Annotated in this window: 11 protein-coding genes and 1 pseudogene; 3 read left to right on the plus strand and 9 right to left on the minus strand. The window is 50.1% G+C overall.

What is annotated here, in order from left to right; translation table 11 throughout:
* Nucleotides 1–109: 109 nt before the first annotated feature.
* Nucleotides 110–1,837, minus strand: coding sequence for an assimilatory sulfite reductase (NADPH) hemoprotein subunit (gene cysI, locus WKI47_RS15475; protein ID WP_340228054.1), 1,728 nt, complete (start codon nt 1,835–1,837; stop codon nt 110–112).
* 62 nt (nt 1,838–1,899) lie between these two features.
* On the minus strand, nt 1,900–3,738 hold the full coding sequence (locus WKI47_RS15480; RefSeq protein WP_340228055.1) for an assimilatory sulfite reductase (NADPH) flavoprotein subunit: 1,839 nt from the start codon (nt 3,736–3,738) through the stop codon (nt 1,900–1,902).
* A 571-nt stretch (nt 3,739–4,309) separates the two neighbouring features.
* On the opposite strand from WKI47_RS15480, the gene WKI47_RS15485 reads away from it, so the two are divergent.
* Complete coding sequence (locus WKI47_RS15485; protein WP_340228056.1) at nt 4,310–5,947, plus strand: sensor domain-containing diguanylate cyclase; 1,638 nt, start codon at nt 4,310–4,312, stop codon at nt 5,945–5,947.
* A gap of 118 nt (nt 5,948–6,065) precedes the next feature.
* Here the strand turns inward: WKI47_RS15485 and WKI47_RS15490 are convergent, their stop codons facing one another.
* Nucleotides 6,066–6,917, minus strand: a complete 852-nt coding sequence (locus WKI47_RS15490) for a DUF4362 domain-containing protein (RefSeq protein ID WP_340228057.1) — start codon at nt 6,915–6,917, stop codon at nt 6,066–6,068.
* A 65-nt stretch (nt 6,918–6,982) separates the two neighbouring features.
* Nucleotides 6,983–8,692 carry a glycoside hydrolase family 2 protein gene (locus WKI47_RS15495; protein WP_340228058.1) on the minus strand — a complete coding sequence of 570 codons (1,710 nt, stop codon included), beginning with the start codon at nt 8,690–8,692 and terminating at the stop codon, nt 6,983–6,985.
* A gap of 209 nt (nt 8,693–8,901) precedes the next feature.
* Between WKI47_RS15495 and WKI47_RS15500 the strand changes: the two genes are divergently transcribed.
* On the plus strand, nt 8,902–9,729 hold the full coding sequence (locus WKI47_RS15500; RefSeq protein ID WP_340228059.1) for an AraC family transcriptional regulator: 828 nt from the start codon (nt 8,902–8,904) through the stop codon (nt 9,727–9,729).
* A 29-nt stretch (nt 9,730–9,758) separates the two neighbouring features.
* Here WKI47_RS15500 and WKI47_RS15505 read toward each other — a convergent pair whose 3' ends face one another.
* Complete coding sequence (locus WKI47_RS15505) at nt 9,759–10,640, minus strand: DUF4362 domain-containing protein (protein ID WP_340228060.1); 882 nt, start codon at nt 10,638–10,640, stop codon at nt 9,759–9,761.
* Between the two features lie 15 nt (nt 10,641–10,655).
* Nucleotides 10,656–10,850: a DUF6809 family protein gene (locus tag WKI47_RS26205; RefSeq protein WP_425355468.1), complete on the minus strand. Its 195-nt coding sequence runs from the start codon at nt 10,848–10,850 to the stop codon at nt 10,656–10,658.
* Between the two features lie 214 nt (nt 10,851–11,064).
* Between WKI47_RS26205 and WKI47_RS15510 the strand changes: the two genes are divergently transcribed.
* Nucleotides 11,065–11,256, plus strand: coding sequence for a hypothetical protein (locus WKI47_RS15510; RefSeq protein ID WP_340228061.1), 192 nt, complete (start codon nt 11,065–11,067; stop codon nt 11,254–11,256).
* Nucleotides 11,257–11,371: 115 nt separating this feature from the next.
* Here WKI47_RS15510 and WKI47_RS15515 read toward each other — a convergent pair whose 3' ends face one another.
* The 3 genes and pseudogenes from WKI47_RS15515 to WKI47_RS26210 all read right to left on the minus strand — a co-directional run.
* Entirely contained in the window at nt 11,372–11,779 is a 408-nt protein-coding gene (locus tag WKI47_RS15515; RefSeq protein ID WP_340228062.1) for a hypothetical protein, read from the minus strand.
* Nucleotides 11,780–12,175: 396 nt separating this feature from the next.
* Nucleotides 12,176–13,726: a S1 family peptidase gene (locus WKI47_RS15520; RefSeq protein ID WP_340228063.1), complete on the minus strand. Its 1,551-nt coding sequence runs from the start codon at nt 13,724–13,726 to the stop codon at nt 12,176–12,178.
* Nucleotides 13,727–13,854: 128 nt separating this feature from the next.
* Nucleotides 13,855–13,917: pseudogene (locus WKI47_RS26210) on the minus strand (transposase); the annotation flags it as partial.
* Nucleotides 13,918–14,041: the final 124 nt, after the last annotated feature.

Here is a 14,041-nt window from a genome sequence, read left to right on the forward strand (position 1 = left end):
GCGTTTGATCCACAGCACGAATAAATAGCGGCGCAGCAAAAAGACGAAAACCGGCGGGCCTTGCGGCCTCGGTTTTCGTCTTTTTGTCTTTTGGCTTTTCAAATTCAGCTTATGCGTGGAACTGCCGTCCGTCATGGACCGCTTGCACATAACCCGAACGTACCGTAAAGTCGCCGAAATGCTCGCCATCCAAGCGTTCTTTCGCATAGCGTCCGATAATCGGCTTCAGCGAGGACAAAATCTCTTCTTCGCCGATATTTTCTTTATACAGCTTGTTTAGGCGTGCTCCGTCATGCGCGCCGCCAAGATACATATTGTATTTGCCCGGCCCTTTGCCGATAAAGGCCAGCTCCGCCAACATCGGGCGCGCGCACCCGTTCGGGCAACCGGTCATGCGGATCACGATTTCTTTTTCGCGCAGACCAGCTTCTTCCAGCATCGGTTCCAGCTTGTCAATCAGTCCCGGCAGATAGCGCTCGGATTCGGCCATCGCCAGACCGCAGGTCGGAAGCGCTACGCACGCCATCGAGCTACGGCGCAAAGCCGAATAATGAACGCCGTCCGTCAAGTTGTACTTTTTGATCAAAGCATCGATTTTGCGCTTTTTCTGAGTGCTGACGTTGCCGATGATCAGATTCTGGTTCGCGGTCAGGCGGAAGTCGCCGTCGTGAATCTTTGCGATTTCGCGCAAGCCTGTCATAAGCGGATAGTCTTCGAAATCGGCGATCCGTCCGTTTTGGATAAACAGCGTCTGATGCCATTTGCCGTTGCTGCCCTTGATCCAGCCGTAACGGTCGCCGTTATGGTCGAAGCTGAAATCGCGCGCTGCTTGCAGCTCCCAGCCGAGACGGGTATGCAGCTCGTTCACGAACCAATCGAGCCCGCGATCGTCAATCGTGTATTTGAAGCGAGCGTGTTTACGCACCGCACGATCGCCGTAGTCGCGCTGAATGGTCACGACTTTTTCCGCCAGATCAATAGATTGCTCCGGCGTAATGAAGCCGATCAGCTTGCCGAGCTGCGGATAGGTCTTGTTATCGCCGTGCGACATCCCCATGCCTCCGCCGACCGTCACGTTGAATCCTGCCAATTTGCCTTTTTCCAGGATGGCGATCAGACCCAAATCCTGCGAAAACACGTCGACGTCGTTGGAAGGCGGAACGGCGATTCCGATCTTGAATTTACGCGGCAGATACACCGGTCCGTAGATCGGCTCCGGGTCTTGCTCGCGGCTATCCACAACCTTTTCCTCATCCAGCCAGATCTCATGATACGCGCGCGTGCGCGGATCGAGGTGACGGCTGACTTTATCGGCCCATTCGTACACTTCGGCATGCACCTCGGACTGATACGGATTCGGATTGCACATCACGTTCCGGTTGACGTCGCCGCAAGCCGCCAGCGTGCTGAGCAGTGCGTCGTTGACTTCGCGGATCGTGTTTTTTAAATTCCATTTGAGCACGCCGTGAAGCTGGAACGATTGGCGCGTCGTAAGGCGGATCGTTTCGTTGCCGTATTTATGCGAGATGCTGTCCATCATCAGCCACTGCTCGGGCGTGACCACGCCTCCGGCGGCGCGTACGCGAAGCATGAACTGGTACGCCGGCTCAAGCTTCGACTTGCTGCGTTCGTTGCGCAAATCGCGATCGTCCTGCATATAACTGCCGTGGTGCTTCATCAGGCGGTTATCGTCTTCCGGGATCGAACCGGTCAACGGATCTTTCAACGTCTCGACGAGACTGCCCCGCAAATAATCGCTGTTGCGCTTAATATCCTCGACATCGCTATGCGGCCGATCGTGCGGCGGATACTTTTTCCATTCGGTTTGCTGCGTCATATCAAGCTTCCCCTTTCGCGTTCAAACGGCCCTTTTCCAATCTATATGTCCGTGCTGTGAAATCAGTATACGTCGCGCTGATAACGCTTTTCTTGCTGCATGCGAAGCAGGTATTCCGAAGCCTGTTCAGGACTCAAGCCGCCGCCCTGCGCGATAATCGTCTCCAAAGCTCCGTGTACGTCGTGGGCCATATTTTTCTCGTCGCCGCAGACATAGACCGCAGCTCCGCTATTGATCCATTCGTACAACTCTTGGCTTTTCTCCATCATGCGGTGTTGGACATAGACTTTCTCGGCCGTATCGCGGGAAAAAGCAACATCCATCTTCGTGAGCACGCCGTCCTTGATCCAACGCTGCCACTCGGTCTGATACAGGAAGTCCGTGGCAAAATGCTGATCGCCGTAGAACATCCATGTTTTGCCGCGCGCATCGTTCTCCTCGCGTTCGGCGAGGAAGGAACGGAAAGGCGCTACCCCCGTGCCCGGTCCAATCATGATAATCGGCGTGTCCGGGTTCTCCGGCAGCTTGAAGTTCGGATTATGCTGCACGAACACCGGAAGCGCGTCGCCCGGCTCCAGCCGTTCCGCCATCTGCACCGAGCAGACGCCGTAACGGTCGCGCCCGCCGCAAGCATAACGCACGGTGCGTACGGTTAGATGAACTTCGTCCGGCGTGGCTTTGGAACTGCTGGCGATCGAGTACAAGCGGGCCGGAATTTTACGTAAAAGGCCTGTCAGTTCCGCCGCGCTCAGTCCTTTGAGATTAAAGTCCCGGATCAGGTCCAGCAGATCGTTTTCGCCGAGGTAAGCGCGCAGTTCTTCGACGGATTCCGGCGAAGTCAGCTTGACCAGCTGCTCGTTCCCTGTCAGCTTCGCCACCTGTTCGATCAGCGGTTTCGTGAGCACTGTAATTTCAAAGTAATGATGGAGCGCTTCCCGCAATGCGACAGAGCCGCTTTTCCCCGTGGCTACGTTATCTTCGGCGTTCCAATCCATCTCTTCGATAATCTCGTCCACGAGGCGCGGGTGGTTCTCCGGATACACGCCGAGACTGTCGCCCGGTTCGTAGGTCAAGCCCGATCCTTCGAGCGACAGTTCCAAATGGCGCGTCTCCCGCGCGGAACCCCGACCGTTCAAGTTCAGGTTCTCCAGCACTTCGGCCCGGAAAGGATTGCTGCGCGAGTATTCCGACTCCGGATCGGCACTGAGCGGAGCCGCCGATTCGGCCGCGTAAGCCGCAGCCGTTGGCGTCGCGCTAAGCGATTCCGTTACCGCCTTCATCCACTCGCCCGCCGTCTCGTCGAAATCGACATCGCAATCGGCCCGATCAACCAGGCGCGTAGCGCCCAGTTCGGCCAAACGACCGTCGAAGTCTTTGCCCGTCTGGCAGAAAAATTCGTAGGAAGTATCGCCAAGCGCCAGCACGGAGTAATTCAGGTTCTCCAGCTTCGGAGCACGTTTGCTGTTCAGGAATTCATGGAACGCCAGCGCGTTATCCGGCGGATCGCCTTCCCCGTGCGTACTGACGATGATCAGCAGGTTTTCGAGCTTTTTCAGATTCGCAGGCTTGAAGTCCGCCATCGACAGAACTTCCGTCTTCACCTGCTGCTCGTCCAGACGCTTGGCTAGTTTCTTGGCGAGTCCGCTGCCGTTGCCGGTCTGCGAACCGAACAAAATAGTGACTTCGCGCGGCGCGGCAGGTTGTGTCGGAATTGCAGCTACGGGAGTCGCAGCAGGAGCAATCGCTTGGCCTAGAGTTTGCGCTTCCCCGCCGACTGCGGCTTGAGCTGCCAGATAGCCGGTCAACCAGATACGCTGATGACCGTTCAAGGTAGGCAATAGTTGATTGAGCAGTTCAGTCTGCTGTTGATTAAAAGGGCTATTGGTTACGTTCAATTCCATGGTTTTCCACCTCGCACGGCTTACTTCTTATCGATTCATGGGCTCGATTGTCTGCCGATCATTTAAATTCCTAGTTATTCGATCAGAATTTCTTTTGCTCTCTTGACGGTATCACACGGGCAAAAAGGGGTCAATTCGATTCATTTTATGACATTCATCAGTTTTTCTGATAATTGGTTAACAAAAAAACATTCTGTTCGTTTGAAGGCGGGGCGCTGCGGGAGAAATTTGTTCAAGTCGCTGTCTCACCCGGAAAACGGATTGAATTTTATAAGGTAGTTTTCCGGGTTCAAAGGCGTCTTTCACTAAATTTCTCCCTCCGCGCCCGAGCTTCGCTCGGACAAAACCTTTTTTTGAGGATGCGTAGCGAAGTCAGAAAAATCGAATCTGCTTGTTTTCAGTTATTTCAAAAAAAAGTTTCTGTAAAGACGTTACTTTCGACTTCGAATTTATTATTTTGTCGAAAATTCTTGCGAAAACGGTTAAAAGTATTCAGTTCCTTGCACAGGCAAACGATATATAAGATAAAGAGTTAGCAAAAGATGCGGTATAGGTGCGGAGGGTTTTGGACATGATCAAGATACGGACGTTTTTGGCGCTTATTTTTGTGATATTCGCGGTTTTGATCAGCGCGACGCTAGGAGCGTTGATCAGTCAACGTTCGGCGAAAGCGATCGGGCAGGAAATCGGAACGTCGCTGGCCGGAACGGCTTATCAGATGTCGGACAAGCTGGATAACTTCATGTGGTCGCGGGCCAGCGAAGTGAAGTTGCTGACCGAACTTGCTCCGCTCAAGGACACATCGAATCCGCAAGCGATTCAGGTACTGCTCGATCAGTTGCAATCCAGCTTCCCTTCGTTTTCGTGGATCGGCTTCATGAATACCGAAGGAGAAGTGTTAGCCGCGACAGACGGGGTACTGGTCGGAAAAAACATCGCCGAGCGGCCGGTATTCGCGGAAGGCATCAAAGGATTTTTTACCGGAGACGTGCATGAAGCGGTACTGCTCGCCAAGCTGCTTCCCAACCCGAGCGGCGAACCTTTGCAATTCGTCGATGTCAGCTATGCCGTCAAAAACGACAAAGGAGAAACGATCGGCGTTTTGGCCGCGCATCTGAGCTGGGAATGGGCCAAAGAAGTCGAACGCACGCTGATTAAGCCGCAGATCGACCATGATCAAAAATTCGAGCTGTTTGTCGTAAGCAAAAGCGATAACACGGTGCTTTTGGGGCCGGAAGGTTGGGCAGGCCGTCCAATCAATCTGCGCAGCGTAAGCAGCGCGCAGCAGGGATCGAACTCCTGGGTGCTCGAACGTTGGCCGGACGGAAAAAACTACTTGACGGGTTACGCGTTCGGAGACGGTTATCTGGATTATCCGGGCCTCGGCTGGACCGTGCTTGTTCGGCAGCTCGAGTCCGTAGCGTTCGCTCCGGTCGACCAGATTCGGCAGTATATCATCGCGGCCGCGCTGCTCGCTGCGGCATTATTCGCGGGGATCGGACTGCTGACCGCCGAGTTCATTTCCCGTCCGATACGCAAATTGACCCGTGCGGCCGATGCAATCCGTCAAGGTGGCGTGCCAGAGATTCCCGAAACAAAAGGATTCCAGGATATTCGCAGCCTGGCGCGTTCTTTGCGTAGCTTGCTCGATTCTTTGCTGCGCACGGAACATGAGCTTGGTCATATGGAAAATGCCGCGCTCCGCGACCAACTCACGCAACTTCCGAACCGAATGGCGTTGGAGCGCTATTTGGAGGACACGATGGAAAGCTTCGATTCCGCTTCGGAAACGTTAGCCTTCATGTATCTGGATCTGGACGGCTTCAAAAAGATCAACGACACGCTGGGGCACCAGGTAGGCGACGTCTTGTTGAAAAAAGTCGCGCAGCGCCTTGATAACGCCACGCGTGCCGGAGGCATCACTGTACGGCTCGGCGGAGACGAGTTTTTGCTGATCACGCGCAGTCCGCTTCGCGGTGCTTACGAAGAAGCCGAACAACTGGCCCAAGACGTGCTGAAGCTGATCAACAATCCGTTTATCGTGGAAATGAACCAGTTGTCAATCGGGTGCAGCATCGGGGTCGCGTTCTATACGCGCCGCAACGACAGCGTGACCGAAGTGATTCAAACGGCGGACGAATGCTTGTATCTGTCGAAAAAAGCCGGCAAAAACCGCGTGACGTTCCATGAAGACGTTACAAAAAGATAATCGATTCATCCCCATAGCAAAGCGCGACCCCGATCGTCTTCGGAATCGCGCTTTTTGCATAGAAAAAGACAGCTTGGTCCATATGGACAATATGCCCGATCTTCGATTGATTTACGCTTTATTTTCGGTCATCCTCGGACACGGGGAACCAGAATTGCTTGTCGGCAGCCCCGGCGGCATCCGTGCAGCCGTCCAAGCGATAAAGCGTTCCGGGGCCGCCAAACTCGGCGCTTAACGGCTCGTCGGTCACTTTTTCACAGGTCGCGAATACGGTTTCCGGTAATCCGAATTTATCGTGCGTGGTGTCGTGCGTATACTGAATCTTTTTCCCGTCGAAAACAAGGTCCGTAAATAAAGGATCGCCTTCGATCGTATACGCCACGTAATGCACCGAATCGGGAGTTCCTTCGTCAACGGATCGGATAAAACGTTCCCAGGCATCAAAGTTTTCGATTTTATTCAGAAAATGAACGATATCTCCATTAGCGGCCGCTTGCTTGGAATCGTAGCGGATATCGCCGATGATTTCTTTTAGGCTTTTCGTCGCCTCAGCCGTCAGGATATAAGCCGTTCTTGTATCCGCGACTTCCATCAGCATCCCTTCTCCCACGCCCAAATTCGGAAGCCAGAGATGAAAAGCTTGCGTCTTGCCGTCCGATTGGTAGACCACATCATAATTCGGGCTGCTTACGTCCAGTTCGCCTTCGAACTTATTCGCGGTACCATAAGCTTCGCGGAAAAGCCCTACCGCTTCTTCTCCTTCCAATTTGCCGTAAAGATTTGGATTGATAAGCCCGGTTTGCAGATTACGGCTGATTTGAACTTCATTTGCAGCAACATCCGGAAGATCGAGCGCAGCATTGGCAGCATTGTCGTTTGTCGCTTGATCGGGTGTCGTCCGGTCAAGCGTGCAAGCGATCAGCAAAACAATAGCCAAAACCATCCCGACCGCAAAACATGTTTTTCGCATCAAGACGCCTCCTTTACAAAGAAAGACGTATCGAAAAAGGAAAAGGTTCCTGCACACTTCTGCTTCTATACCTCATGCTGCGAATGCGAAACTTTTTCAGCTCGGAAAAAAGCTCTAACGGTATCATAGGCGAGTTTGGGGCGGCGGTAGCCGTCTACAAGTCCTTTGCTGTTGCGGGTACAGCCGCGTGCGAGCAGCCAGCCTGTTGCTTCGGTTACGCGACAATCGCTGAATTGCCAGATATACACGCCCGAGAGCGGGGAGTCCTCGGCGAGGTAGGCTTTCAGATTGGCAGCTAAAATGTCGCATTGACGCTCTTCGGAACCTTTGACGCGCTCGCGGCTTCGGAATCCGTAATAGGCGTCCGCTCCGAATTCGCTGATGATCATGGGTTTGCCTGCACCCCCGAGTTCGTCCGCCCAGCCTCTTGCCTGCCGCATCAGCTCGCCGGGATCTTCGTCGGTATACCAGAGCGGATACAGATTGAACGAGACGATATCGGCCAAATCCAGACAGATATCGCGGTTGCGGTGATGCGTAGCGAACGCTCTCGGCCGAGTGGGATCGAGACGGCGGATAAGCGCAAGTTCGGTTTCGTAGATGGCGCGACCGTACGGCGTATCGCTGGCGCATTCGTTCAGAATCGCCCAGATGACGATCGCCGGATGATTGCCGTGCTGCTCCACCATTTCCCGCGTTACGGCTTCGCTTTGCGATCTGAAATTCGGGTTGCGCATCTGCTCCTCGGTCAAGCCGCGGGCATGGTTTTCCTCCCATACGAAGATCCCCGTTTCATCGCAAAGATCGAGGAAACGCTCATCGTTCGGATAATGGCTGGTTCGCACGGAGTTGCATCCGAGGTCTTGAATCAGCTGTATATCGTGCACCAGATCGGGGAAAGAAAAAGCCGCTCCGGCCAGCGCATGATCCTCGTGCCGATTGACCCCTTTTAACAACACGGCCTTTCCGTTGACTCGCAGCTGCCCGCCTTCGGTATCGACGCTGCGGAATCCGACACGGTCGATCCAGTCATCGAAAAGATCGTCGCCTTGTTGCAGTTGAGCGCGAAGCGTGTACAGATTCGGCTGTTCCATGCTCCATTCCGCAACCGCCGCATAGGCTTGCGTTCGCTCGACGGTCATACTGGATTTGCTGTCGATCCTCACTGTTTCGGTAAACGTATTCAGCCCGTCCAATCTCAGCAGCAGCTTAACCTCGCGCGCTTCGGCTGCCAAATTGCGCACCGTTGCCTGCCAGCGTCCATGCCAGATGCCTTCTTTGAATTCCGGGAAAAAGGCGACTCGTTCGATATGTATATCCGGAATCTCCTCCAACGCAATCGGACGGATCGGACCGCCGTACGTGTAGTAATCGTTCTCGACATGAAGCGCCGATTGCTCACTGAACGAGTTGTCCGCATACAGACGAATCTCATGCTCTCCCGGCTCGACATCGACAACGATCGCTTCGAACGCGGTATAGGCATTATAGTGATGGGCGACCTTTTTCCCGTCAAAATACACGTCAGCCGTATGGCTTACGCCTTTGAATTCCAACCGCAGATGGGTGCGGCGTTCGATTCGAACTTTTCGACGATACAAGCCGATCCCCTGATAAGTCCCGAACTTCGGATGCGATTCCCAGCAGCCAGGTACGGGTAAACCGTAACTCATGTTTACCGGAACTTCGCCTATGCGATCAACAGGTTCGAACTCCCATAGTCCTTCCAGTTCCTGAATCGGACGAATCTCATGCGTGTCGAACAATCGGATCATTTGAATGGCCTCCATGTCTTTTTTGATTTTAGGTTTTTGCGACGATCATTCTCTTAAACGTTTATAAAGCTTACTTTATGGGAATGATGCGGTAGGTTCCATGTCTATTCGTATTCGATTCATGTCTAAAATGATTCGAATCGAGCTTGGCTTCTTCTATAACTCCTTTTATACTGAAAAAAAACGAATCCGTGCAAAGGAGGAACGCCATGAACGATCTACGTGAACTTGCGGTCCGAATCGGCTGGGCGTCGGATAAAAACACGCTGCCGGGCTGGACCGATATCCGTCGCACGACGGCGGTACATAGCCTGTATTGGGTCCGCTCCGGGAAAGGCATATTCGAATCCGACGACGGCCTGTACCAGATCGAGGGCGGACACCTTTTTTATCTGAAGCCGGGATTGAATATGCGAATGGCCGCACTCGGCGATCAGGGGCTGGATATGGTTATGATTTTGTTCGACGCTGTTCGTTTAGCCGGAACATCCGGGATTTGGCCGACGCCTTCTCCCGTATCGACGCTGGAAATTCCGCATTCGGCACACTTTTCCGGCAAAACGGCGGTCGAACTGGATGCGTCATTGAGCCGGCTGGTGAAGCTGTGGAGCATGGGGCTGCCTGCGCGAGAGCTTGAAGCCAACGCCGCGCTGCTCACGCTGATCGCCAGACTGCACGGTGACCTCTCGCCGGAACAGGAAAAAACCCGTGCTCTGTTCGAACGCGGGCAGCAAGTGATGGGACTTCGCTATGCCGAGACGCTAACGGCGGAAAGCTTGGCGGAAGAGCTGCATGTATCGGTGTCTCATCTGCGCAAGCTATTCCTTCGTTATGCGGGAGAGACGCCGAAGCAGGTTCTGTCCGGCATGCGGCTGCGACAAGCCGAACGCTATCTGCTGTACACCGACCTGACGCTGCATGCGATTGCGGAAGCTTGCGGGTACGGTGACGAGTTTCATTTCAGCCGGACTTTCAAAAAAAGCAAAGGCATGCCGCCTTCGGCGTTTCGGAAAGCACATCAAGACGGATCGGGATAAACGTAAGCCGAATCCGGCATGTGCCGGTTTTAATCGTTACGCCCGATGATTTCGACTCCCTCGTCGGGAATGGCGAACCAAAAGTTTTTGTTCAGGCCCCCTTCCGTAATGGAACAGCCGCTGAGTCGATAGACCTCTCCAGACATATGCAGCTCTGCCGGGATCGGCTCGATTAGCACTTTTTCACAGGTTTCGAATTCTTTGCTGTGCGAACCGAACCTGTCCAGCGTGTCGTCATACACATACTGTATCGTTTGCCCGTCAAAATGAAGATTGTCGAAGATCGGATCGCCCTCGATGGTATACCCAACCTTTTGAACGGACGCGGGACGGGATTGCTCGACCGCTTCCAGAAAATCTTCCCACGCGTCAAAATTTTCGATCTTGCCGATCGTTTGCACGACATCCCCGTTTTTCACAGCCTGTACCGAATCGTAACGATAATCTCCGATCAAGTCTCGAAGAACTTTCGTCGATGCCGGGGTCAACAAATATCCGGTTCCGGTGTTGTCGATCTCCGTTACCATCGCTCGCTCCTCGCTGGTTTTCGGCATCCATAGATGCAACTGCCGGGTCTGTCCTCCACTATTGAAAACAACATCAAAATCCGGGTGTCTGACATCCATCATTCCCATGAGTTGATGCTTTGTTCGATCGGCCTCCTGAAAAGCTTCCACATGCTTTTCGCCTTCCAGTTTGAGGTAGAGGCTCGGGTTGATTCGGCCGAAGCCGAAATTGCGGCTGATAAGCACTTCGGTGTCGGCGGGTTGCGGCTGCTGTACCGTCGACACAACCGGTTGCGCAGCGTTTTCTTTTTCGTTAACGGCAAAAGTTTCATTTTCTGCTCCTGCGCAAGACGTCAGAAAAAAAAGCGAAATCAGCAGCAAAAGCGGAATCGTTTTTTTAGGCATTGGAATGCCTCCTTTTTACGGGATTGGCGATACGGATACGATCTCCATCCCTAATCGCGCACCGTCCCGGAACCCGTTCATATAAGAAGACGCGGCTTGTAGCGATATCGTTTGATCCAATTTATCGAACAGACTCTCTAATTCTGCGAAATCGTTCGGCGATAATCTCTTTTTCCACTTTTCTATGTCCAACGCAATATCCCGATCCAACGAAAAGGACCCCAGCGAGTACGAAACGGGACGTTCGTTGAAAAACCTTCAATATAAAAAATAGACGAATCTTTAAAAGAACGCTTTTATCAAAATCAAAATTGCTCGAAGTTTATACTTTCATATCCATTTATTTTTCTTCACGATGTTTAAGTATATATAATTTGTGGTACTTGTATTCTGCTATGACTTTGTGCGGGAGGAATGGATCATTTTGATTACGTTACAACAAGCGATAGAATTGAATTCTGTTGTAAAAGTCCATGCGATTAGCGGCGAATTTTATGAAGGTGTTTGTACCGACGATACCCAAGAGGTTTCAAAATTCAATATTCTTACCGAAAGCCAAATCATTACTTTGCCACGCTGGGCGGTAAAGCGGATCTGGCGACATATAAGCAAATAAGAACCCTGCCAGGATCATCCTGAGCGGGTTCTTTTGTGTTTTGAATATCAAACGAATCGAAGCTTCCTCTGTACATACAAAAGCGCTTGTCTTCAAATCGGTATGGATTGCTCGTTTATCTAAAAAATTTCCCGGCTTTCCGATACAAGATCTCCTGCCACCGACTGCTGGTCTGGATCATCTCGTGCATTTGCTCGACATCCACCACCCGCCCAGCCGCATTGCGAATCGTCAACGCTCTTCCCTCGTACTCCGCCTCATACCCGAACCAAGACCCTATCAACGGCACGATCTCGTCGCGGTACGGGCGCATGGTCAGCAGTTGCAAGAAAGTGTGATAGCTCAGCGAATAACCGGAATCTTGTGCTCTACGTACATACTTGGGCTTGATCGCCGCTTCGCATTCGGGACATCTATGACGCATACCCAGGCGGTAGTTCGGCGTTTCGAACCGAAACATACACTGCGGGCAGCCAACCAACGCCAGATCGCGCCGGGCATTATCGGGAACATGAACATTCATGGAATTCTCTTCGCTCCTTTTCCTTGCAGCTCCTTGGACTTGAATCTACTCGCCTGATTCTCCTGACGCCCATGCTGTCGGTCTATTTGGTTCCCTATTCTACTCTTTTTTGTCTAATAAAAAAAGTCCCGGTTCCAAGAACCGAGACTCAGACTGTCGATAAAGTTACTATAACCTCTACAGATGCAATCTACCATTAGCTACATATATTACCATAATCAAGTGTATATAAATATAATTTTCAACCATTGAAAGGAATTTGTTATAAATCACTTGGTGAATGTTTCGACACTCATAACAAAGAGGAATAGCGATTGTCTTTAAAATAATTTACAACTTCAATAGTCTACAAAATCTTGTAAATATACTTATTTATTCACTACGTATTTTAAAGAATTATTGTCCTTGCATTTTTGAAACAGCAGTATCATAAGTAGCTGTATATTGATAAATAGCACCAAGAACAGAATTTGCATACCAAGCAGGTGACGTGAACATTTCATCATCGTATGCAATTTCTTGATAAATTTTTTCTCTGTCCGGAATACCAGATTGAACTCCAACCAGAGCGTAATCAGAAGCCCGATAAACAGTTCCCCCACTATCGCCTTGTCCCGCTACAGCTGCATATCCGTCAACTATTCTTCCTGTACCAGATCTTAATTCAGAGCGAATTACTGCCACTGTAAAACCAGCACCATAACTAGCGGTTGTACTAACATTAGTTATAGTCGAACCCGTTATACCTGTTCTGAAACCAGATTTATTTATAAGGAGACCTTTTTTGATGCCCGATTCTCCTACAGTCAAATAAGGTTTCAATTGTCCATTTATTCCGCCATTGTTTGCATCTGTGTAAAAGCGACTTGTTACATACAAGTCAAGATTCGTTAATCTTATCAAGCCAAGATCATAGCGGGTACTAGCATTATATCCACTCCAGTGTTCGTAACCAAAAGTTTTAGTTCCGTTTGTAGCATTCCCTGCCCATGCTTTATAAGTACTCTGAGTAGGTGAGGCATAATTCAAACAATGTCCTGCAGTGACTAGGAAAGCTTGATTGTTTTTGTAAGCTACGTATCCGGATGAACAAACACTATCTTTGGTTGGATCTGGATTATGAAGACGAATTTGTTGACCACCGCCAATGTTAGTGAATGGGTAGTTTCGCGCAAGAGTTGGCATAGGTGATGAATCTGTAAAAGTGATATTGATAAAATCTGAACCAAAATTATTTTCGAGCTCGCTTATCTCTGAATTATTCAAAGAATTTGGAGGGATCAAAGATGGTATAGAATTATCAGTTAAAGGTAATTCAACATCAATAGTTTGCTTTTCAACATCGTAGCCTACTGTAAATTGCCCTTTATAGGTATCGTCAATAAAATCTACTACTTCCTCTTGCATTTTCACGAATTCTTTTATTGATTTCTTAGCTTTTTCAAATGTAACTTTTTCTTTAAGTTTAGTTTTCAATATTTCTTTTAAAATTTTCATTTCATTTTCGTCTTCTTTAGCTACTACAAAAACTACCTTAAGATCATCAGTATTTGAATTATCAAAATAATAATCTGTTAGTTCATTCAACTGATTAGAATCAAAGCTTTGTGTTGAATTTCCTTCTTCAACCCCTACTGAATTTGGAAAAACTTCATTAAATGATTCCTCTAAAATAGGAACAACTTCTTTTTGGAAAGAAAGAATTTTCTCATAATCTTCAATGTCTTTTTTAGAAGCTGTTTCATTAAATTCAATCTTAGGAGTAGCAGGCTGAGAAGCAAGCATTTCTTCAGGTAATATTTCTTTTGGAGCTGTATCTGTATCTCCAATAGTAGGCTCAGTCGGCGCAGAATCTGCAAAAGCTATTCTTGTAGAATGCGTCTCCATACCGCTAAAACATATTAATAACAGGCAACTAACTAGTAAGAGAATAAAAACCTTTTTCATTTTTACCCTACCTTTCTTAAAGTATAATTAGTAAATAATACGGCTTTTAACCACTACCTGTACCTCAATCGTTGTAAATCGGTCTCAAGCTGGACTCGCTGCAGAAAATGCGTCATATTTCGGTAGCCTTAGGCCCGTCTTTTCAGCAGTTTAATTTTCGTGTTCATTCCTTCCACCGGACCATTCGATTCGACATGGACCGATCTCCTCCTCGTGTGGGTCTAGACAATTGCACAATACCAGAGATGCGGCTTGTTTGCTATAGGACGACACTTAATTAAAGTCGGTACATGTTATGGTGAAAAGCCAATAATA

This window comes from Saccharibacillus sacchari, from assembly GCF_037722395.1.
Taxonomy (GTDB): Bacteria; Bacillota; Bacilli; order Paenibacillales; family Paenibacillaceae; genus Saccharibacillus; species Saccharibacillus sacchari_A.

Coding starts and splice junctions, on each gene's coding strand:
- cysI (WP_340228054.1), bottom strand. CDS start 1,837: ATGACGCAGCAAACCGAATGGAAAAAGTATCCGCCGCACGATCGGCCG.
- WKI47_RS15480 (WP_340228055.1), bottom strand. CDS start 3,738: ATGGAATTGAACGTAACCAATAGCCCTTTTAATCAACAGCAGACTGAA.
- WKI47_RS15485 (WP_340228056.1), top strand. CDS start 4,310: ATGATCAAGATACGGACGTTTTTGGCGCTTATTTTTGTGATATTCGCG.
- WKI47_RS15490 (WP_340228057.1), bottom strand. CDS start 6,917: ATGCGAAAAACATGTTTTGCGGTCGGGATGGTTTTGGCTATTGTTTTG.
- WKI47_RS15495 (WP_340228058.1), bottom strand. CDS start 8,692: ATGATCCGATTGTTCGACACGCATGAGATTCGTCCGATTCAGGAACTG.
- WKI47_RS15500 (WP_340228059.1), top strand. CDS start 8,902: ATGAACGATCTACGTGAACTTGCGGTCCGAATCGGCTGGGCGTCGGAT.
- WKI47_RS15505 (WP_340228060.1), bottom strand. CDS start 10,640: ATGCCTAAAAAAACGATTCCGCTTTTGCTGCTGATTTCGCTTTTTTTT.
- WKI47_RS15515 (WP_340228062.1), bottom strand. CDS start 11,779: ATGAATGTTCATGTTCCCGATAATGCCCGGCGCGATCTGGCGTTGGTT.
- WKI47_RS15520 (WP_340228063.1), bottom strand. CDS start 13,726: ATGAAAAAGGTTTTTATTCTCTTACTAGTTAGTTGCCTGTTATTAATA.